We start from the raw sequence: 19,330 nt of genomic DNA on the forward strand, positions 1-19,330 counted from the left end.
GACCCGGAATGACCCCATGACCCTCATCCGCCTCTCCGGCGTGACGAAGACCTTCCCCCCGCAGACGCGCGGCGCCGAGCCCGTCGTCGCGGTCGACGACGTCAGCCTCGCCGTCGCCGCCGGCGAGATCTGCGGCATCATCGGCTACTCGGGCGCCGGCAAGTCGACCGTGCTGCGCCTCGTCAACGCGCTCGAGACCCCCTCGAGCGGCACCGTCGAGATCGACGGCGTCGACATCACCGGCCTCGGCGAGCGGGAGCTCCGCCGCCTGCGCGGCGACATCGGCATGATCTTCCAGCAGTTCAACCTCTTCGACTCGCGCACGGTCGCCGGGAACATCGCCTACCCCCTCGAGGTCGCCGGGCGCCCGCGCGCCGAGATCCGCGCCCGCGTCGATGAGCTGCTCGAGTTCGTCGGCCTCGCCGCCAAGGCGCGCAACTACCCCGAGCAGCTCTCCGGCGGGCAGAAGCAGCGCGTCGGCATCGCCCGCGCCCTCGCCACGAACCCGCGCATCCTCCTCGCCGACGAGGCGACGAGCGCCCTCGACCCCGACACGACGCAGGAGGTGCTCGCGCTCCTCCGCCGCGTGAACGCCGAGCTCGGCGTCACGATCGTCGTCATCACTCACGAGATGGACGTCATCCGCACCCTCGCCGACCGCGTCGTCGTCATGGAGCACGGCCGCATCATCGAGGAGGGACCCGTCTTCGACATCCTCTCCGCGCCGCGCCACCCCGCCACCGCGCGGTTCGTGGCGAGCATCATCGAGGACGTGCCCTCCGGGGACGACCTCGCCGCGCTCCGCGCCCGGCACCCCGGTCGCATCCTTACCCTCGACGTCCGCGAGGGCGCGGCGGCGCAGAGCGACGTGTTCGCCGCGCTCGGCGCGCACGGTGTGCGGTTCGAGGTGGTCCACGGCGGCATCAACGACATCGGCGGCCGCGTGTTCGGCCACCTCACCCTCGCCGTCGACGGCGAGCCGGCCGCCGTCGACCGGGCGATCGCCGCCGCATCGGCGTTCGCGACCCTCATCGAGGAGGATGCCCGTGGATAGGCTCATCGAACTGCTGCCGCAGCTGTGGGATGCCACGCTGGAGACCCTGTTCGTGGCCACCGCCGCGCTCATCTTCGGCGGCCTCGCGGGCCTCGTGCTGGGCCTGGCGCTCTACGCGACGCGCGCCGGCAGCATCTTCCCGAACCGGGTCGTGTTCGGCACTCTGAACGTCATCGTGAACACGTTCCGCCCGATCCCGTTCATCATCCTCCTGCTCGCACTGCAGCCCATCGCCCGCGGCATCGGACTCCCCGGGATCGGCGTGCCGTTCGCGATCTTCGCGATCACGATCGCGTCGCTGTTCGCGATCAGCCGCATCGTGGAACAGAATCTGCTGACCGTGCGTCCGGGCGTCATCGAGGCGGCCCGGGCAGCGGGTGCGAGCCGGTCGCGCATCCTCTTCCGGCTCGTCCCGCGCGAATCTCTCGGTCCGCTCGTGCTCGGCTACACCTTCGTCGTCGTCGCGCTCGTCGACATGACCGCCATCGCCGGGGCCGTCGCCGCCGGCGGCCTCGGCGAGTTCGCGATCAACTACGGCTCGAAGCAGTTCAACCCGTGGGTGACGTGGACGGCGGTGCTCGTCATCGTCGCGATCGTGCAGACCGTGCAGTTCATCGGCAACGCCCTCGCGCGGCGCGTGCTGCGCCGCTGACGGCGAGGACGCCTCGGACGCCGTGGACGCCTCGGACGGGCCTCAGCAGCTGAGGCCGTCCTGCGGCACCGTGCCGTCGACGAGGTAGTCCTCGACGGCGCGGTCGACGCACGTGTTGCCCTTGTTGTAGCCGGTGTGGCCCTCGCCCTCGCGGGTGACGAGCACGCCCGAGCTCAGCTGCTCGGCGAGCGAGACCGACCACGCGTACGGCGTCGCCGGGTCGTTCGTGGTGCCGACCACGACGATGGGCGCGGCGCCGTCGGCGGCGATGCGCTCGCGCACCCCGGTCGGCGGGTACGGCCACACCTCGCACACGTCGACGCCCTGCCAGTACGGCGCGATGGTCGGCGCCTTCTGAGCGATCAGCGCGTTGGCGGAGTCCTGATCGGCCTGCGAGGTGTCGAGCGGGTAGTCCATGCAGTTATACGCGCGGAACGCCTCGGTCGAGTTGTCCTGGTAGGTGCCGTCGGAGTTGCGTCCGTTGTAGAAGTCGGCGAGCAGCAGCGCCGTCGTCGGGTCGCCCTGCAGCGCCTGGCTGAGCGCCTGGGTCAGGTACGGCCACGAGTCCTCCGCGTAGAGCGCGGCGATGATCCCGGTCATGAGGGTGTCGGCGCCGAGCATCCGGCCGTCGTCGGCGGGCAACGGCTGCGCGTCGACGCTCGCGAGGAGGGTGCCGAGGTCGGCCATCGCCTGATCGACGGTGCCGGTGAACGGGCAGCCGCGCCCGTCGAGGCAGTCGGCCATGTACGCGCGCAGCGCCGACTCGAAGCCGATCGCCTGCGTGGTGCCGACGTCGAGGCCCGACGCCGAGGGGTCGATCGCCCCGTCGAGCACCAGGCGGCCCACGCGCTCGGGGAAGAGCTTCGCGTACGTCGCGCCGAGAAACGTGCCGTAGGAATAGCCGAGGTAGTTCAAGGTCTTGTCGCCGAGCACGGCGCGAAGCAGATCCATGTCGCGAGCGGCGTTGTCAGTCGTGACGAACGGCAGGATGCCCGCGGAGTTCGCCTCGCAGGCCTCGACGAACTCGGTGTTGCGCTGCGTCAGCTCGTCGGTCCAGCCCTGGCTGCCCCGCGGATCGGCGGGGATGTCGTAGAGCATGTGGTCCATGCCCGCCGCGTCGAGGCAGGCCACCGCCGTCGAGCGGCCCACTCCGCGCGGGTCGAACCCGATCACGTCGTACGCGTCGAGGACGGGCTCGCTGACGGCGAAGCTCGCCGAATCGGCGACGAGGTCGTAGCCGCTCGCGCCAGGGCCGCCGGGGTTGGTCAGCAGGGATCCGAGCGCGTCGCCGCTCGTCGCCGCTCGACGGATCACGGCGAGCTGGATCGTGCCCGAAGTCGGGTCGGACCAGTCGAGCGGCGCCGTGACGTCGGTGCAGTCGTACGACCCGGCGTCCGAGCCGGAGCACGAGGTCCACGACAGCGTCTGACCGTAGAACTCCTCGAACCCGGCGGGTGCGCCGTCGAGGTCCGGCTCGCGACTGGGTGCCGGCGTCGCCGACGTCTCGGGCGGGATGGCCGCGTACAGGCAGCCCGACAGCGTCAGCGAGGCGACGGCGAGGGCGGCGACGACGGTGAGGGCGCGTCGAAGGGTGTTCACGGAGTCCTTCCGCTCGCGACCGTCACGAGCATGCTCTCCAGAGCCAGCGCCGGTGCGGCGTTGCCCTGGAGGTTCGTGCGGGTCGCCGAGATCTGATCGAGCACGGTCAGGGTGCGCTGCGGCGTCCAGACCGCGGCGAGTGCCCCGATCTGATCGCCCAGCTCACGGTTGATGAGGTCGTCGCCGCGCCCGAACTGCACCATGAGCACATCGCGGAACATCGATTCGAGGTCGGTGAGCACGCGGTCGATGCCGTCGCGCAGGCTGCGGGTGGCGCGGCGCTTCTGCTCGTCCTCGAGCGCGCTGAGCTGCCCGCGCACCGCCGGAGGCACCGCGGCGCCCGGGGCGACGCCGAGGGTGCGCAGAAGCGAGGCCCGCTCGGCCTCGTCGCGCTCGGCCGTGAGCGCCTTGGCATCCTCGGTCGCGAGCTGCACGATGCGCGCGGCGGTCTCGACGGCGGTGCCGACACCGCGCACGGCGAGCACCGCGTGCAGCGTCTCGTCGCGTCGCGCGCGGGCTCCTTCGTCGGTCGCGAGCCGCACCGCCATGCCGATGTGGCGCTGGGCGAGCCGTGCCGACTGCTCGGCGAGCGCGGCATCCACTCCGGTGCGCGCCACGATCAGTCGTGCGACGTCGGCGACGTCGGGCTCGTGCAGGCGCAGCGTGCGCACGCGAGAGCGGATGGTGGGCAGCAGGTCGGCCTCGCTCGGCGCGCACAGCACCCAGACGGTGCGCTCCGGCGGCTCTTCGAGGGCTTTCAGCAGCACGTTCGAGGTGCGCTCCACCATCCGGTCGGCGTCTTCCACGACCATCACCCGGTAGCGTCCGAGCGACGGTGAGAAGTACGAGCGCTCGACGAGGGCACGCGCGTCTTTGATCGAGATGATGACGCCCTCGGTGCGGAGCGTCGTGAGGTCGGGGTGGGTGCCCGCGAGCACCTGGCGCGTCGCCGCCTCGTCACCCGGTTCGGCGATCAGCGCGGCGGCGAAGGCGGCGGCGAGGGTCGAACGCCCCGACCCGGCGGGCCCCGTGATCAGCCAGGCGTGGGCGAGCTGGGCGGGATCGGATGCCGCCGCCTGCAGCTGCCCGAGCGCGTCGTCCTGCCCCCAGACCTCGCCCCACGGGAGGGCGGCGGGGGTGGCGGCGATCATGCGCCCCAGCCTACGGGGTGGGTGCGACGCGCGAGCGGATGTCGGCGGCCAGCTCGCCTGGGGGGCGACTCGCGTCGAGCACCACGAAGCGCGCGGGCTCGGCCTCGGCGAGGGCGAGAAAGGCGGCGCGCACGCGCGCGTGGAACTCGCTCTTCTCCGCCTCGAGCCGGTCGAACGGCTTCTCGTCGGCGTCGAGGCGCGCCCGTGCGGACGACGGGTCGAGGTCGAGCAGCACGGTGAGGTCGGGCAGCGCCCCCTCCGTCGCCCACAGCGAGAGGTCGCGGATCTCCGTGGCATCCAGCACTCGACCCGCCCCCTGGTAGGCGACCGACGAGTCGAGGTAGCGGTCCTGGATGACGACGTCGCCGCGGGCGAGCGCGGGGCGGACGACGGTGGCGACGTGGTGGGCCCGATCGGCGGCGTAGAGCAGCGCCTCGGCGCGCGGCGCGATGTCGCCGCGGTGGTGCAGCACGATGTCGCGGACGAGCACCCCCACCTCGGTGCCGCCGGGCTCGCGCGTGCGCACGACGGTGCGCCCCTGCCCGCGCAGCCACTCCTCGAGGAGCGCCGCCTGCGTCGTCTTGCCGACGCCGTCACCGCCCTCGAAGGTGACCCAGAGCCCGCGACCGGGCTCCGGATCCGGAGTCGTCATCACTTCTTCTTGGCGGCGGGCTTGCGCGTCGTCGCGGCGCGCCGGGTCGTCCGCTTGGGCGCGGGACCCTTCGCGCGCTTGTCGGCGAGCATCTGCACCGCGATCTCGTACGTGATGTCGTCGGGCGTCTGGCCCTTCGGGATCGTGACGTTGGTGGTGCCGTCGGTGACGTAGGCGCCGAAGCGGCCGTCCTTGATGCGGATCGGCTTCTCGCTCACCGGGTCGGCCTCGAATTCCTTGAGCGAGGTCGCGGCGCGGTTGGCGTACTTCGGCTGCGCGTAGATCTCGAGAGCCTGCTCGAGGGTGATGTCGAAGATCTGGTCCTCGCTCTGCAGCGAGCGCGAGTCGGTGCCCTTCTTCAGATACGGGCCGTAGGGGCCGTTCTGCGCGGTGATGGGCGTCTCGGTCTCGGGGTCGAGGCCGACGGTGCGCGGCAGCGCGAAGAGCTTGAGCGCCGTCTCGAGGTCGATCGTGTCGGGCGACATGCTCTTGAAGATCGACGCACGGCGGGGCTTGGGCGCCTCGACCTTCTTCGTCCGCTTCTTGGGCGCGTCCGGGTCGACGACCGGCTCGGGCACGGGCGGCAGCACCTCTTCGAGGTACGGTCCGAAACGGCCGTCCTTGACGATGATGTCGCGCCCGGTCTCGGGGTTCTGGCCGAGCACCCGGTCGCCGGCGACCGGGGCGTCGATGAGCTCGCGGGCCTTGGCGGGCGTGAGTTCGTCGGGAGCGAGGTCGCCCGGGATGTTGACGATGCGCGAGGTGCCGTCTTCGTTCGGCACGTCGAGGTACGGGCCGTAGCGGCCGAAGCGCAGCGTCGCGACGTCGCCGATGCGGGTCGCGTTGATCTCGCGCGCGTCGATCTCGCCGAGGTTGTCGAGGATGTTCCGCAGCCCCACGTGCTGGTCGGAGCCGAAGTAGAACTCCTTCAGCCATTCGACGCGCTGCTGCTCGCCCCGCGCGATCGCGTCGAGGTCGTCTTCGAGCGCGGCGGTGAAGTCGTAGTCGACGAGCTCGGTGAAGTGCTGCTCGAGCAGACGCACGACGCTGAAGGCGAGCCACGACGGCACGAGGGCCTGCCCGCGCTTGGTGACGTACTCGCGCCCCAGGATGACATCGATGATCGAGGCGAACGTCGACGGGCGGCCGATGCCCTTCTCCTCGAGCGCCTTGACGAGGGATGCCTCGGTGTAGCGCGGCTTCGGGCTCGTGGCGTGCCCCTTCGGCTCGACCTCGTGCAGGGTCAGCACGTCGCCGACGGCGAGCTGCGGCAGCGACTGGTCGTCGGCCTTGTCGGCGTCGCCGCGCTTCTCGTCCCGGCCCTCTTCGTACGCCTCGAGGAAGCCCTTGAACGTGTAGACCGTGCCCGAGGCGGTGAACGACGCCGTCTTCCAGGCGAGGTCGCCCGCGCCCGACGTGTCGGCTTCGAGGGTCACCGTGGTGGTCTCGTACTTGGCATCCGACATCTGCGAGGCGACCGTGCGCTTCCAGATGAGGTCGTACAGGCGGCTCTCGTCGCGGTCGAGCGCCGAGCCGACCTCGGCGGGGGTGCGGAAGGTCTCGCCGGAGGGCCGGATCGCCTCGTGCGCCTCCTGCGCGTTCTTGCTCTTGTTCGCGTAGCTGCGCGGGTTCGGCGGCACCGCCCGGTCGCCGTACAGCGCGACGGCCTGGGCACGCGCCGCGGCGATCGCCTGCGTCGACAGCGCGGTCGAGTCGGTGCGCATATAGGTGATGTAGCCCTTTTCGTAGAGTCGCTGCGCGACGCCCATGGCGTGCTTCGCGCTCATCGAGAGCTTGCGCCCGGCCTCCTGCTGCATCGTCGAGGTCGTGAACGGGGGCTTGGGGCTGCGGGTGCCGGGCTTGGCTTCGACCGAGACGACGACGACGTCGCCGGATGCCTCGAGCGCGGTGGCGAGCGCGCGAGCCTGCGGCTCGGTGAGGACGACGACGGCCTTCTTCAGCTGACCGGCGTCGTCGAAGTCGGTGCCGCGGGCGAGGGGCGCACCGTCCAGGCGTGCGAGGCGCGTGGCGAACCCGTCGGCGACGCGCTCGGCGGGAGCGGCGACGGCCTCGACGTCCCAGTAGTCGGCGGAGACGAAGGCGATGCGCTCGCGCTCCCGATCGACGACGAGACGCGTCGCGGCCGACTGCACGCGGCCGGCCGACGTGCCCTGCCCGACTTTGCGACGGGTGACGTCGGAGACGTCCCACCCGTAGAGACGGTCGAGGATGCGGCGGGTCTCCTGCGCGTCGACGAGCGCGAGGTCGAGCTCACGCGTGTTGCCGACGGCCGCGCGGATGGCATCCTTCGTGATCTCGTGGAACACCATGCGCTTGACGGGCACCTTCGGCTGCAGCGCCTGCAGCAGGTGCCACGCGATGGCCTCTCCCTCGCGGTCCTCATCGGTGGCGAGCAGCAGCTGGTCGGCGGACTTCAGCGCGCGCTTGAGTTCGGCGACGGTCTTCTTGCCACGGTCGCTCTCCACATAAAGAGGGGTGAACCCGTTCTCGATGTCGATGGAGTACTTGCCGACCGAGGTCTTCTTCAGCTCGGCCGGGATGTCCTTCTTGTCGGCGAGGTCGCGGATGTGACCCACCGAGCTGAGCACCTCGTATCCGTCGCCCAGGTATCCCTGGATCGACCGCATCTTGGTCGGCGACTCGACGATGACGAGCGTCTTCCCCGACCCCGCGGCGGATGCCTTGGTCGACGGCTTCGCCGCGGCCTTCGTCGTCGCCGATGCCGATGCCTTCGTCGATGCTCCTGTGCTCTGAGCCACGTGGCGTCCTTTCTTCGATGCACACCATACACACGTGCCGCACATGAAGTGGCTGTGAGCGGCCGGAGCTTTCGCTGCGGGCGAAGCGCCGCGCACGGGGTGGTGCTGCGCGCATCACGGTTCGGCCGCGGGTGCGGGGCCCGCCCGGGCACGCGCCTCGGCGGCGAAGGCGCCCGCCCCGACGCGCACCCGCACCGTCGCGGTGAGGGCGTCGAGGTCGCACACCAGGAGGGCTGCGCCGGCCGCCGCCGCGACCTGTTCGGCCCGCTCGCACGGTGAACCGGTGACCGCACCGGAGGCGGCGTCGGCGGCGGCGAGGGCCGCGGCGTCCGCAGCCCCCGACGCCCGCGCCGCGCGGATCGACGCTGCGCCCGCGACCCCGCCCGAGAACGCGAGCGTCGCGGCGACGGCGAGCGCGCCGAGCGCCACGGTCGACCCCGCCATCACCGTCCTCCCGACAGCGCGCAGGAGCGGGCCCTGAGGGGCGGCAACGGCAGCGGGATGCGGGTCGGCGCAGTCGCCGAGACGCACACGAGGTCGCCCTCGTCGGTGACGGCCTCGACCGCTCCCCCGGCGACGGCCGCGACGATCTCGGCCACGCGCCCGGCGGGCTCGCCGCGCGCCGCGAGCCGCGCCGCCTGCGCGACCCCCTGTTCGAGCCGCACCTGACGGCCGGCCGCGGCGAGGCTGCCGGCCGTCAGGGCGATGACGAGCACGACGGCGGGCACGACGACGGCGAACTCGGCCGTGGCCGATCCGCGATCGCCGGCGCGCATCGTCAGGCCACCGTGAGCGCGCGGCGGACGAGGTCGGTGAGGATGCCTCGCACCTCGTCGGAGCGCATGATCAGAACCAGCAGCCCGGCGAAGGCCACCGCCGCCATGGTCGCGACCGCGTACTCGGCGGTCGCGGCGCCCGCGTCGTCGCCGAACAGGGTCGCCGCGCGGCGCGATGTCAGCACCGGGAGCGGCGGGAGGGGCGGGAGCGGCGGCAGCGCACCGGACGCACGCGTGCCGAACGCCCCGCGCGGCAGGGTGGGGATGAGGGTGAGGGACATAAGGTGACTCCTTCTCTATAGGGATGTGTGGGCACGTGTGGAGGGCGGATCAGAGCGGCGGCGCCGCACCGGCCATGACCGACAGCAACATCGGTCCGACGCCCAGAAGCAGGAAGGCGGGAAGTGTGCACAGCCCCATCGGCAGGAGCAGTCGCGCCCCGAGCCTCGCCGCGCGCAGCCGTCCGTCGGTGCGCGCACGGCGTCGCGCGTCGGTCGCCGAGGAGCGGAGGAGATCCACCGCGGGCGCGCCGGCGCGCTGCGACAGGGCGAGGATCTCCGCCGTCTCGGCATCGGCCTCTCCGCCGCCGGCCCCGGCGACGACCGCGAGCGCGCGCTCGATCGAGGCGCCGCTCGACAGGGCGATGGCGACCGTGTCGGCCTGGAGCCCCGGCGGCGGGCCGGCGGGCTGCGCCCGGGCGACGAGCCGGCCGCTCCACCGTCGCGCGAGGAGCATCAGCACGACGCCCGCGACCAGGCAGGCGATCCCGGCGGGCTGCGTGAAGGTCGACAGCACGTCGAATCCGAGCGCGACGCCGAGTCCGATCGCGACGAGCGGCAGCCACGCGACGAGCCGCGCGGTCGCCGCGGGATCGGCGAGGGCGACGGCCACGTCGTCGCGGGTCTCCTGCGCGTCGCGCAAGGCGTCGGCGAAGCGGCGCAGGCTCGGCGCGAGCGGCGCGCCGACGGTCTCCGCGACCCGCCAGGCGACGGCGACCTCGCCCCACGCGCCGCCGCGCTCGGCCAGCACCTCCCCCGTCCCGCGCCCGGCCGCGGCGGTCGACACCGCCGTCGCGGCATCATCACCCGAGTCGGCGAGCAGCTGCCACGCACGCGGGGGCGTGACGCCCGCTTCGAGGAGGACCGCCAGGCGCTGCACCGAGGCCGCCGCATCGGCGGCATCCATCACCCGCTTCGCACTCATGTGAGCACCTCGACGCCGAGCCGCCCGTCCTCGAGCACGGGGCGCGCGAAGCCCGCGATGCGGCGCACACCGTCGCTGCCGCGCTCGACGTGCACCACGACGCCGATCGCGCTCACCACCTGCCGCGCGGTCGCGTGGTCGTCGAGCCCGGCGAGGGCGCCGAGCGCATCGAGGCGGGCGGGCAGGTCGCGGATGCTGCCGGCGTGCACTGTGCCCGCCCCGCCGTCGTGGCCGGTGTTGAGCGCCATGAGCAGCTCGCGCACCTCCTCGCCGCGGCACTCGCCGACCACCAGACGGTCGGGGCGCATCCGCAGCGCCTCGCGCACGAGGCGCGCGAGCGGCACCGCGCCGGCGCCTTCGAGGTTCGGCTGCCGCGCCTCGAGCCGCACGTGGTGCGGGTGCGAGATGCGCAGCTCGGCGACATCCTCGATCGTGACGATCCGCTCCGAGGCGGGCACCCGTCCGAGCAGCGCCGCGAGGAGGGTCGTCTTGCCCGCGCCGGTGGCCCCGGTGACGAGCACGTTCGCGCGCTTCGTGACGAGCGAGTCCAGCCGTGCGCCGGTGACCGCGTCGAACATGCCGCGGCGGCCGAGCTCATCGAGATCGGGAACGTCGACGTCGGGCAGGCGGATCGAGATCGCCGCCCCCGAGCACGCGACCGGCGGCAGCACGGCATGCACCCGCGCGCCGTGCTCCCAGCGCACGTCGACGAGCGGCGTGCCGTCGTCGAGGTGCCGACCGCCCACCCCGATGAGCGCGACGGCGAGCGCCCGCAGCTCGTCGGCGCCGGCCCGCCACCCCGCGACCTGCTCGACGCCGCGTCCACGGTCGACGAACAGCCCGTCCGTGCCGTTGACGAAGACGTCGGTCACCGCCGGATCGGAGAGCACGTCGCGCAGCGGCTCGAGCGCGGGATGGTCGGGCAGCTCGCGCCGGCGCAGCTCACGGCGAGGCGACTCCGCCGACGCGCGAGCCCCGGCCTCGGCCACCGCGTCGCGCCGCGGCACCGGGGCCGGGCCGGCGCGACGCACGGCTTCGGGGACGCGGGGGCTGACGACGAACGCTTCGGACATGCCCCGACGGTAGGCGTCGGGGCCGCGCCCGAACCGCCCGCGGGCCGCATCGGTGGACAGTTCGCCGATCGGGCCCGTTGGGGAGGAGGCGATGACGACCGCAGACCGCACACGGCAGAAGAGCCGTCAGCACTGCGCAGAAAAAGAAGGGCGGCATCCCATTGGGGGGAATGGGATGCCGCCTCACGCAGTGCCCCATTGGGGGGGGGTGGGCACCGCGACGCCAGAATCAGAAGTTCGGCCGCTCAAGAGCATACGCACGAATCGTCCGCCGACCGTACGAAAGAGGCGCGCCACGCGGAGATATATCGGTCCGGCGCGTCGTCGCGCTCCCTACTATCGGCGGTAGTGACCGCCGGAGCGCTGTGACTAGATAGCTGAATCGTCCCGAAGACCGTCCTCATTCGGGAGCCTCGCCGCAAAGGAGCGCGCCAGATGAGCAGCCAGATCGACCACCTGCTGACCGAGAACCGCCGGTTCGCGCCGTCGCCCGAATTCGCCGCCGACGCGGTCGCGACCGCCGAGCTGTACGCGCAGGCCGACGCCGACCGCGAGGCCTTCTGGGCCGAGCAGGCGCGCGCGCTGCACTGGCACACGCCGTTCACGCAGGTGCTCGACTGGTCGAACCCGCCGTTCGCGCAGTGGTTCGCCGACGGCGAGCTCAACGTCGCGTACAACTGCCTCGACCGCCACGTCGAGGCGGGCAACGGCGACCGCATCGCGCTGCTCTGGGAGGGTGAGCCGGGCGATTCTCGGCGCGTCACCTACGCCGAGCTCACCGACGAGGTCAAGCGCGTCGCGAACGTGCTCACCGGGCTCGGCGTCGAGGCGGGCGACCGGGTCGCGATCTACCTGCCGATGATCCCCGAGGCGATCGCCGCGATGCTCGCCGTCGCGCGCCTCGGCGCCATTCACTCCGTCATCTTCGGCGGCTTCTCGGCCGACAGCCTGCGGACGCGCATCGACGATGCCGGCGCGAAGGTCGTCATCACCTCCGACGGCGGCTATCGCAAGGGTCGCGTGTCGCCGCTCAAGCCCGCCGTCGACCAGGCGCTAGCCGACCGCGGGAACGGGCCGCAGGCGACGGTCGAGCACGTGCTCGTCGTGCGTCGCACCGAGAACGAGGTCGGCTGGACCGAGGGGCGCGACCTCTGGTGGCACGACGCGGTCGCCGAGGCATCCGCCGATCACACGGCCCAGCCTTTCCCCGCCGAGAACCCGCTGTTCATCCTGTACACCTCGGGCACGACCGGAAAGCCCAAGGGCATCCTGCACACCTCCGGCGGCTACCTCACCCAGGCGGCGTTCACGAACCGCGTGGTCCACGACATCCACTCCGAGACCGACGTGTTCTGGTGCACCGCCGACATCGGCTGGATCACCGGCCACTCGTACGTGACGTACGGCCCGCTCGCCAACGGCGCCACTCAGGTGCTCTACGAAGGCACCCCGGATGCCCCGCACCCGGGCCGCTGGTGGGAGCTCGTGGAGAAGTACGGCGTCACGATCCTCTACACCGCGCCGACCGCGATCCGCTCGTTCATGAAGCTCGGCCGCGAGATCCCGAACCGCTTCGACCTGTCGTCGCTGCGCCTGCTCGGCTCGGTCGGCGAGCCCATCAACCCGGAGGCGTGGATGTGGTATCGCCACGTCATCGGCGCCGACGCGACGCCGATCGTCGACACCTGGTGGCAGACCGAGACCGGCTCGATCATGGTGTCGGCCCTGCCCGGCGTCACCGAGACGAAGCCCGGCAGCGCGCAGGTGCCGATTCCGGGCATCTCGATCGACGTCGTCGACGACGCCGGCGAGCATGTCGGCAACGGCAACGGCGGGCTCCTCGTGATCACGAAGCCGTGGCCGTCGATGCTGCGCGGCATCTGGGGCGACCCCGACCGCTTCGTCGAGACCTACTGGGAGAAGTTCCAGGACAAGGGCTACTACTTCGCCGGCGACGGCGCACGCCTTGACGACGACGGCGACATCTGGTTCCTCGGCCGCGTCGACGACGTGATGAACGTGTCGGGGCACCGGCTGTCGACGACCGAGATCGAGTCGGCGCTCGTGGGCAACGAGGCGGTCGCCGAGGCGGCGGTCGTCGGGGCATCCGATGAGACCACCGGCCAGGCCGTCGTCGCCTTCGTCATCGTGAAGCAGAGCTACCTCAACGAGCACTCCCCCGAGGGTCTCGCCGACGGGCTGCGCAAATGGGTGGGCGAGCAGATCGGCCCGATCGCCCGACCCCGCGACGTCTACATCGTGGGCGAGCTGCCGAAGACTCGCTCGGGCAAGATCATGCGGCGCCTGCTCCGTGATGTCGCCGAAGGCCGCGAGGTCGGCGACACGACGACCCTCGCCGACACCGCCGTGATGAGCGTCATCTCCGCACAGGTCAAGTGATGCCCTCGCCCCACTGACGCAGCGCATCGAGGGCCTCGCCGAGCGCGAGGCCCCGTGGGGTGAGATCGTATGCGCGGGTGTTGTGCGTGAGCGGGATCCGGCGCAGCACCTCGGCCTGCTCGAGTTCGCGCAGGCGCGTCGCGAGGATGTTGGTCGGGATGCCGAGCTCTCGCTGCAGATCCCCATAGCGCAGCGCACCCTCGCGCAGGCGGTCGACGATGAGCAGCGCCCACGGCTGCCCGACGACGCCGAGGGCCGCGTCGAGCCCGCCCGGCCGGTCGGGGAGGTCGCCGTCGCTCACGCCGACGCAGGGTGCTCCGGCTCCGCCCAGAACGGCGAGTAGTGATAGCCCTCCGGGTCGTCGAACTGTCGCTGGTACATGAACCCGTAGTCGTCGGTGTCGCCGATGCGGGCGCCCGCCTTCTCGGCGCGGCCCAGCAGGGCATCCACCTCTTCACGACTGTCCAGCGCCCACGAGAGGGTGACGGGGGACGGTGTGCCGGACCCCCCGACGAGGTCTTCCGTGCCGCCGACGGATATGGCCTCGTTCATCGTCAGACCGAGGGCGGAATAGAAGGCCTTGGCGCGCACGACGTCGTCGACCGGGAAACTCACGAAGATACTCATGACGCGTTACTTGCAAAATGCAAGTAACACCTCAAGACCCCGAGCGATGACGGCTGCGGATTCACTCCCAGGCGAAGACGACCTCGACCTCGACGGGCGAGTCGAGCGGCAGCACGGGCACCCCGACCGCGGAGCGCGCGTGCCGCCCGGCATCGCCGAAGACCTCGCCGAGCAGCTCGCTCGCGCCGTTGATGACCCCGGGCTGGCCCGTGAAGTCGGGAGTGGATGCCACGAAGCCGGTGACCTTCACGACGCGGGTGAGCCGGTCGACTCCCCCGACCGCGGCGGCCGCGGCGGCGATCGCGTTGAGCGCGCACTGACGCGCGTAGCCGTAGGCCGCGGATGCCTCGACGCCGCCCCCGACCTTGCCGGTGGCGGGCAGCGCGCCCGCCACCATCGGCAGCTGTCCGGACGTGTAGACGAGGTCGCCGTGCACCGTGGCGGGGATATACGCGGCGACGGGCGGGACGACCGACGGCAGCTCGATGCCGAGTTCGGCGAGCCGCGCGGCGACGGCGCTCACGCGTGCCCCTCGCCCTCGAACTGCTGGGCGGCGACCGCCGCTGCGCCGAGGCCCGCGTTCGCGGCGCCGGCCGTGCCCGCGCCGCCGACGGGGCGCTTGAAGTAGGCCACGAGGCCCCCCTCGGGTCCGGTGACGACCTGCACCAGCTCCCATCCCTGCTTGCCCCAGTTGTTGAGGATGGCGGCGGTGTTGTGGATGAGCAGGGGCGTGGTGAGATATTCCCACGTGGTCATAGAAGGCTCCTGTGGCGAGATCGCGGACCGGAAGAGTCGGGCGCTGAGGCCCCGCGAACCCGCGCCCTTCGAGGGTTCGCCCAGGGTTGTCCCCTACGATCAAGCCTATGCCTCATCTCAATCGGACGGCCAGCGGTGTGCTCGGTGGCCTCGCCGGCCTCGTCGGTCTGAGCGCCGTCGCCGGCGTTCTGGTGACCGCGACGGTGACCCCGGCGATCGCCGTCTCGGGTTACGCGGCCTCGAGCGCGCTCGACACCTTCGAGAACATGCCGAGCTTCCTCGAGATCGACCCGCTGATGCTCCCGACCGAGTTCTACCGCAAGGACAGCGCCGGCAACGACATGCTGATGGCGCAGTTCTACGACCAGAACCGCATCCCGGTGACCTTCGATCAGGTGAACCCGGTCATGTTCGATGCGATCATCTCCAGTGAGGACAAGAACTTCTACACGCACGGCGGCGTCGACCTCGGCGGCACGATCAGCGCCCTCCTCGGCAACGCCTCGAGCGGCTCGAACCGCGGTGGCTCGTCGATCACCCAGCAGTACGTGAAGAACGTGCTGCAGCAGAACTGCGAGTCGAAGGCGAAGAGCAGCGACGAGGTCGAGGCGTGCTTCACGGCGACGACCGTCAACAGCGGCTCCGAGGGGTACCAGCGCAAGCTGCAGGAGATGCGCTACGCGATCCAGCTCGAGAAGCGCTATTCCAAGGATGAGATCCTTCTCGGTTACCTCAACATCACGAACTTCGGCGGCACGGTCTACGGCATCGGCGCCGCCGCGCAGCACTACTTCTCCACCGATGCGGCGAACCTGACCATCGCCCAGGCCGCGACGATCGCGGGCATGGTGCAGGCCCCGAACACGTATCGCATCGACGAGCCCGACGGGTCGACGCAGGACAGCGCCGGCAACCCGGTCAACAGTGCCGCCGACGGCTACAAGCTGACTCTCGATCGACGCAACTACGTGCTCGACCGCATGCTCGATCTCGGCAAGATCTCGCAGGCCGAGTACGACGAGGCCTACGCGTCTCCCATCACCCCGCAGGTCACCGAGCGCACGCAGGGCTGCCAGACGGCCTCGGGCGCGGAGTTCTTCTGCGAGTACGTGCGATCGGTGCTGCTCACCGACCCCGCCTTCGGCGAGGACGACGACGCGCGCGCCGCGAATCTCCGCCGCGGCGGGATGAAGATCTACACGACGCTCGACCCCGACCTGCAGCAGGCGGGTCAGGAAGCCATCGCGGTCGTCCCCGGCTCGGTCGACTACATGGACCTCGGCGCCTCCGCCGTGCAGGTCGAGGCGGGCACCGGCCGCATCCTCTCGATGGTGCAGAACCGCCCGTACAGCGCCTCAGGCGACGTCCCCGGCACCACCTCGGTCAACTACAACGTGCGCGAGAAGAACGGCGGCGGCATCGGCCACCCGGCCGGCTCGACGTACAAGGTGTTCAGCCTCGTCAACTGGCTCGAGCAGGGCCACTCGGTCAACGAAACGCTCAACGGCCGCATCGGCACGAAGAAGGTGCTCGTCTGCGATGGTCAGACGCAGGACGTGCGGCTCTCCAACAACGGCGACGGCATCGGCAACTTCGAGGCGAGCAGCGGCTACAACGGCACGGTGTACAACTTCACGCGCGACTCGCTGAACTCGGGCTTCATGGCGATGGCCGAGAAGATCAGCGTCTGCTCCACCAACCAGGTCGCGGGCAAGATGGGCGTGACGGTCGGCGACGGCTCTGCGCTGGATGCCACGAACAACCCCTACGACGTCCTCGGCTCGAAGAACGTGGCCCCGCTCGACATGGCCGAGGCGTACGCCTCGATCGCCGCCAACGGCACGCTCTGCCAGCCGAAGGCCATCGACAAGGCTCTGAACGCGGACGGCGAGGACATCACGCCGCAGACGACGTGCGCCCCGACGCTGACCCCCGAGGTCGCCGCCACCGCCGCGTACACGCTGCAGGGCGTCATGACCGGCACCGGGTCGGGCGCCCGGATCGGCGACGGCGTGCCCGTGTTCGGCAAGACCGGCATCCACGAGTACGAGCACACCTGGATGGACGGCGCCTCGTCGAAGGTCGCGACGGTCGTATGGGTCGGCAACGTCGAGGGCCACGCCGAGCTGAACAACTATTACGAGAGCGGCTACTCGCTCGCGCGCATCCGAAACTCGATCTGGCCCGCGATGCAGGGTGCGGCGAACGCGAAGTTCGGCGGTGACGACTTCCCGAGGCCCGACTCGAACCTCACCAAGCGCGTGCTCACCGACCTGCCGTCGGTCATCGGCATGAACGTCGATCAGGCGACACAGACGCTGCGGGCCGCGGGCTTCTCGGTCTCGGTCGGCGACGCCGTCGACGGACTCGAGGGCGCCGGCACCGTGATCCAGCAGGATCCGGGTGCCGGGCGCGTCGCGGGCGGCACGGTCGTCACGATCCGGCCGAGCAACGGCGAGGGCGTCACCGTGCCCGCTGTCAGCGGCAAGCCCGCTGACGCCGTGAAGGCCCTGCGCGATGCCGGCTTCGGTCAGGTGACGACGGCGTGCACCGCCACCGAGACGGCCAACGACGAAGGCACGGTCACCGGCACAGATCCGGCGGCGGGCACCGTCGTGAACCGCAACGCGGCGATCTCGGTGCAGTACCAGGCCAAGAAGTGCGGGCGGTGACCGGCGCGCAGCGCGCGTTCGGTGCGGCGGGAGCGCTCGCCGCGGTGGGGCTCTCGGCCGCGGTCTGGGGCACCTGCATCGAGCGATTCCTGTTCACGGTGCGCCGTCACGACCTCGCCGTGCTGCCGCCCGGCTCGCCCTCGCTGACGGTGCTGCACCTCTCCGACGCGCACATGGCGCCGTGGCAGCACCGCAAGCAGGCGTGGATCGCCGAGGTCGCCGAACGCGAGCAGCCCGACCTCGTCATCAACACGGGTGACAACCTCGGGCATGAAGACGGGCTGCGGGGCATCCGTGCCGCGTTCGCGCCGCTGCGCGGTGTGCCGGGCGCGTTCGTGCACGGGTCGAACGACGTCGCAGGACCGTCGCCGCGCAATCCGCTGCGCTACTTCCAGGGGCCGTCGCTGCGCGCAGAGCGCGGCGGCGACCTCGACACCGCCGCGATGGATGCCTTCTTCGTGGCCGAACTCGGCTGGACGGATCTCGACAACGCGGCATCCGTCGTCGAGGCGGCCGGGGTGCGCCTGGATGCCTTCGGCGTGAGCGACGCACACCGGCAGTGGGATGACCTCGACGTGCTGCCGGACGCGCTCGCCGCGATCCGTCGGCGGCCGCTCTTCGGGCGCGCACCGGAGGCGGCGCTCACGATCGGCGTCACGCACGCGCCGTACCGGCGCGTGCTGGATGCGTTCACCGATCTCGGTGCGGACGTGATCTTCGGCGGTCACACGCACGGCGGCCAGGTGCGCATCCCGTTCTCCCGCTCGGCGCTCGTCGCCAACTGCGACATCCCCCGCGATCAGGCGCGCGGACTCAGCACCTGGACGCACGACGGACGCACCGTGCCGCTGAACGTGTCGGCCGGGCTCGGGCATTCGATCTACGCGCCGGTGCGGTTCGCGTGCCGCCCCGAGGCGACCGTGCTCACGATCCGGGCGATCTCGTGAGCCGATTCGGCGAGAGGCCCGGAACCCTGTAGACTCGGAGGGTTGCCACGGGGTGTGGCGCAGCTTGGTAGCGCGCTTCGTTCGGGACGAAGAGGCCGCAGGTTCAAATCCTGTCACCCCGACAGCAGAAGGGCTCCACCGGAGATTCACCGGCGGAGCCCTTCGCCGCACGAGCCCCTCGAACGGAGCACCGATGACCGCCCCCCGCCTGGTCGCCTTCGACCTCGACGACACCCTCGCGCCGTCCAAGAGCGCAATCGACCCGCGCATCGGCGAGCTGCTGATCGCGCTGGCCGAGCGGGTCGAGGTGGCGATCATCTCCGGCGGGCAGCTCGGCCAGTTCACCGCGCAGGTCGTCGACAGGCTGCCCGAGGCATCCGACGACGTCCTGTCGCGCCTCCACCTCATGCCCACGTGCGGCACCCAGTACTACCGGCTGACGCCCGCAGGGATCGAGACGGTCTACGCGCGGACGCTCAGCGACGACCAGAAGGCCCGTGCGCTCGCCGCCGTCGAGGAGGAGGCGCGGCGCCTCGGCCTCTGGGAGGCGCAGACGTGGGGGGCGATCCTCGAGGACCGCGGCTCGCAGATCACGTTCTCGGCGCTCGGTCAGACCGCGCCCGTCGACGCGAAGACGGCGTGGGACCCGACCGGCGAGAAGAAGAGCGCCCTGCGCGACGCGGTCGCCGCACGCGTGCCCGACCTCGAGGTGCGTTCGGGCGGGTCGACCTCGGTCGACATCACCGAGCGCGGCATCGACAAGGCGTACGGCATGCGGCAGCTCTCCGACCAGACCGGCATCGCCCTCGACGACATGCTGTTCGTCGGCGACCGTCTCGACGAGGCGGGGAACGACTACCCCGTGCTCGCGATGGGCGTCGAATGCCAGGCCGTCGAGGGATGGCCCGACACCGCCGAGTTCCTCGAGAAGCTCCTTCCGACGCTCCCCCCGCGCTGACCGGCGAGACCGCGCCCACCGGGACCGGCG

The 19,330-nt window shown here is 71.4% G+C and carries 19 protein-coding genes and 1 tRNA gene; 7 read left to right on the forward strand and 13 right to left on the reverse strand.

Translation table 11 applies throughout. From position 1 onward, the window contains the following. Positions 1–16 precede the first annotated feature (16 nt). Both LOK55_RS00480 and LOK55_RS00485 read left to right on the forward strand, forming a co-directional pair. The gene (locus LOK55_RS00480; RefSeq protein ID WP_141380111.1) at positions 17–1,054 is read left to right on the forward strand and encodes a methionine ABC transporter ATP-binding protein; all 1,038 of its coding nucleotides are present in this window, start codon (positions 17–19) and stop codon (positions 1,052–1,054) included. Beyond that, positions 1,047–1,706, forward strand: a complete 660-nt coding sequence (locus tag LOK55_RS00485) for a methionine ABC transporter permease (protein WP_196325076.1) — start codon at positions 1,047–1,049, stop codon at positions 1,704–1,706. The genes LOK55_RS00480 and LOK55_RS00485 overlap by 8 nt, the downstream gene beginning before the upstream one ends. Positions 1,707–1,748: 42 nt before the next feature. Here LOK55_RS00485 and LOK55_RS00490 read toward each other — a convergent pair whose 3' ends face one another. The 9 genes from LOK55_RS00490 to LOK55_RS00530 form a co-directional block, all read right to left on the reverse strand. Next, on the reverse strand, positions 1,749–3,305 hold the full coding sequence (locus LOK55_RS00490) for an alpha/beta hydrolase (protein ID WP_229933790.1): 1,557 nt from the start codon (positions 3,303–3,305) through the stop codon (positions 1,749–1,751). Next, positions 3,302–4,456 (reverse strand): DNA polymerase III subunit delta', encoded by a 1,155-nt coding sequence (locus LOK55_RS00495; protein WP_229933791.1) that lies wholly within the window; start codon positions 4,454–4,456, stop codon positions 3,302–3,304. The genes LOK55_RS00490 and LOK55_RS00495 overlap by 4 nt, the downstream gene beginning before the upstream one ends. A gap of 10 nt (positions 4,457–4,466) precedes the next feature. After that, positions 4,467–5,108: a dTMP kinase gene (gene tmk, locus LOK55_RS00500; RefSeq protein ID WP_229933792.1), complete on the reverse strand. Its 642-nt coding sequence runs from the start codon at positions 5,106–5,108 to the stop codon at positions 4,467–4,469. After that, positions 5,108–7,777, reverse strand: coding sequence for a type I DNA topoisomerase (gene topA / locus LOK55_RS00505; RefSeq protein WP_308066624.1), 2,670 nt, complete (start codon positions 7,775–7,777; stop codon positions 5,108–5,110). Before topA ends, tmk begins: the two co-directional genes overlap by 1 nt. 225 nt (positions 7,778–8,002) lie before the next feature. Continuing rightward, a complete protein-coding gene (locus LOK55_RS00510; RefSeq protein ID WP_229933793.1) occupies positions 8,003–8,332 on the reverse strand; it encodes a helicase in 330 nt (109 codons plus the stop codon). Next, complete coding sequence (locus tag LOK55_RS00515; RefSeq protein ID WP_229933794.1) at positions 8,332–8,664, reverse strand: TadE family type IV pilus minor pilin; 333 nt, start codon at positions 8,662–8,664, stop codon at positions 8,332–8,334. The genes LOK55_RS00510 and LOK55_RS00515 overlap by 1 nt, the downstream gene beginning before the upstream one ends. A gap of 2 nt (positions 8,665–8,666) precedes the next feature. Continuing rightward, complete coding sequence (locus tag LOK55_RS00520) at positions 8,667–8,882, reverse strand: DUF4244 domain-containing protein (protein ID WP_374107600.1); 216 nt, start codon at positions 8,880–8,882, stop codon at positions 8,667–8,669. 112 nt (positions 8,883–8,994) lie between these two features. Continuing rightward, the gene (locus LOK55_RS00525) at positions 8,995–9,867 is read right to left on the reverse strand and encodes a type II secretion system F family protein (protein WP_229933795.1); all 873 of its coding nucleotides are present in this window, start codon (positions 9,865–9,867) and stop codon (positions 8,995–8,997) included. After that, positions 9,864–10,940 (reverse strand): TadA family conjugal transfer-associated ATPase, encoded by a 1,077-nt coding sequence (locus LOK55_RS00530; protein WP_229933796.1) that lies wholly within the window; start codon positions 10,938–10,940, stop codon positions 9,864–9,866. The genes LOK55_RS00525 and LOK55_RS00530 overlap by 4 nt, the downstream gene beginning before the upstream one ends. 435 nt (positions 10,941–11,375) lie before the next feature. On the opposite strand from LOK55_RS00530, the gene acs reads away from it, so the two are divergent. Further along, the gene (gene acs, locus LOK55_RS00535) at positions 11,376–13,340 is read left to right on the forward strand and encodes an acetate--CoA ligase (RefSeq protein WP_229933797.1); all 1,965 of its coding nucleotides are present in this window, start codon (positions 11,376–11,378) and stop codon (positions 13,338–13,340) included. On the opposite strand, the gene LOK55_RS00540 is transcribed toward acs, so the two are convergent. The 4 genes from LOK55_RS00540 to LOK55_RS00555 form a co-directional block, all read right to left on the reverse strand. Then, the gene (locus LOK55_RS00540) at positions 13,333–13,641 is read right to left on the reverse strand and encodes a helix-turn-helix domain-containing protein (protein ID WP_229933798.1); all 309 of its coding nucleotides are present in this window, start codon (positions 13,639–13,641) and stop codon (positions 13,333–13,335) included. The two genes, acs and LOK55_RS00540, sit on opposite strands and share 8 nt — an antisense overlap. After that, entirely contained in the window at positions 13,638–13,967 is a 330-nt protein-coding gene (locus LOK55_RS00545) for a VOC family protein (protein ID WP_229933799.1), read from the reverse strand. Before LOK55_RS00545 ends, LOK55_RS00540 begins: the two co-directional genes overlap by 4 nt. 61 nt (positions 13,968–14,028) lie before the next feature. After that, positions 14,029–14,490, reverse strand: a complete 462-nt coding sequence (locus LOK55_RS00550) for a RidA family protein (RefSeq protein WP_196324512.1) — start codon at positions 14,488–14,490, stop codon at positions 14,029–14,031. Next, positions 14,487–14,723, reverse strand: a complete 237-nt coding sequence (locus LOK55_RS00555) for a hypothetical protein (RefSeq protein ID WP_196324511.1) — start codon at positions 14,721–14,723, stop codon at positions 14,487–14,489. Before LOK55_RS00555 ends, LOK55_RS00550 begins: the two co-directional genes overlap by 4 nt. A gap of 107 nt (positions 14,724–14,830) precedes the next feature. Here LOK55_RS00555 and LOK55_RS00560 point away from each other — a divergent pair, with 107 nt between their 5' ends. The 4 genes from LOK55_RS00560 (at position 14,831) to LOK55_RS00575 (ending at position 19,300) form a co-directional block, all read left to right on the forward strand. Further along, positions 14,831–17,395, forward strand: a complete 2,565-nt coding sequence (locus LOK55_RS00560; RefSeq protein WP_229933800.1) for a transglycosylase domain-containing protein — start codon at positions 14,831–14,833, stop codon at positions 17,393–17,395. Next, complete coding sequence (locus LOK55_RS00565) at positions 17,392–18,342, forward strand: metallophosphoesterase (protein WP_229933801.1); 951 nt, start codon at positions 17,392–17,394, stop codon at positions 18,340–18,342. The genes LOK55_RS00560 and LOK55_RS00565 overlap by 4 nt, the downstream gene beginning before the upstream one ends. Positions 18,343–18,390: 48 nt before the next feature. After that, positions 18,391–18,464: transfer RNA gene (locus LOK55_RS00570), tRNA-Pro, on the forward strand. A 71-nt stretch (positions 18,465–18,535) separates the two neighbouring features. After that, positions 18,536–19,300 (forward strand): HAD-IIB family hydrolase, encoded by a 765-nt coding sequence (locus tag LOK55_RS00575; protein WP_229933802.1) that lies wholly within the window; start codon positions 18,536–18,538, stop codon positions 19,298–19,300. Positions 19,301–19,330 lie beyond the last annotated feature (30 nt).

This window comes from Microbacterium sp. F2E, assembly GCF_020905435.1.
Lineage (GTDB): Bacteria > Actinomycetota > Actinomycetes > Actinomycetales > Microbacteriaceae > Microbacterium > Microbacterium lacticum.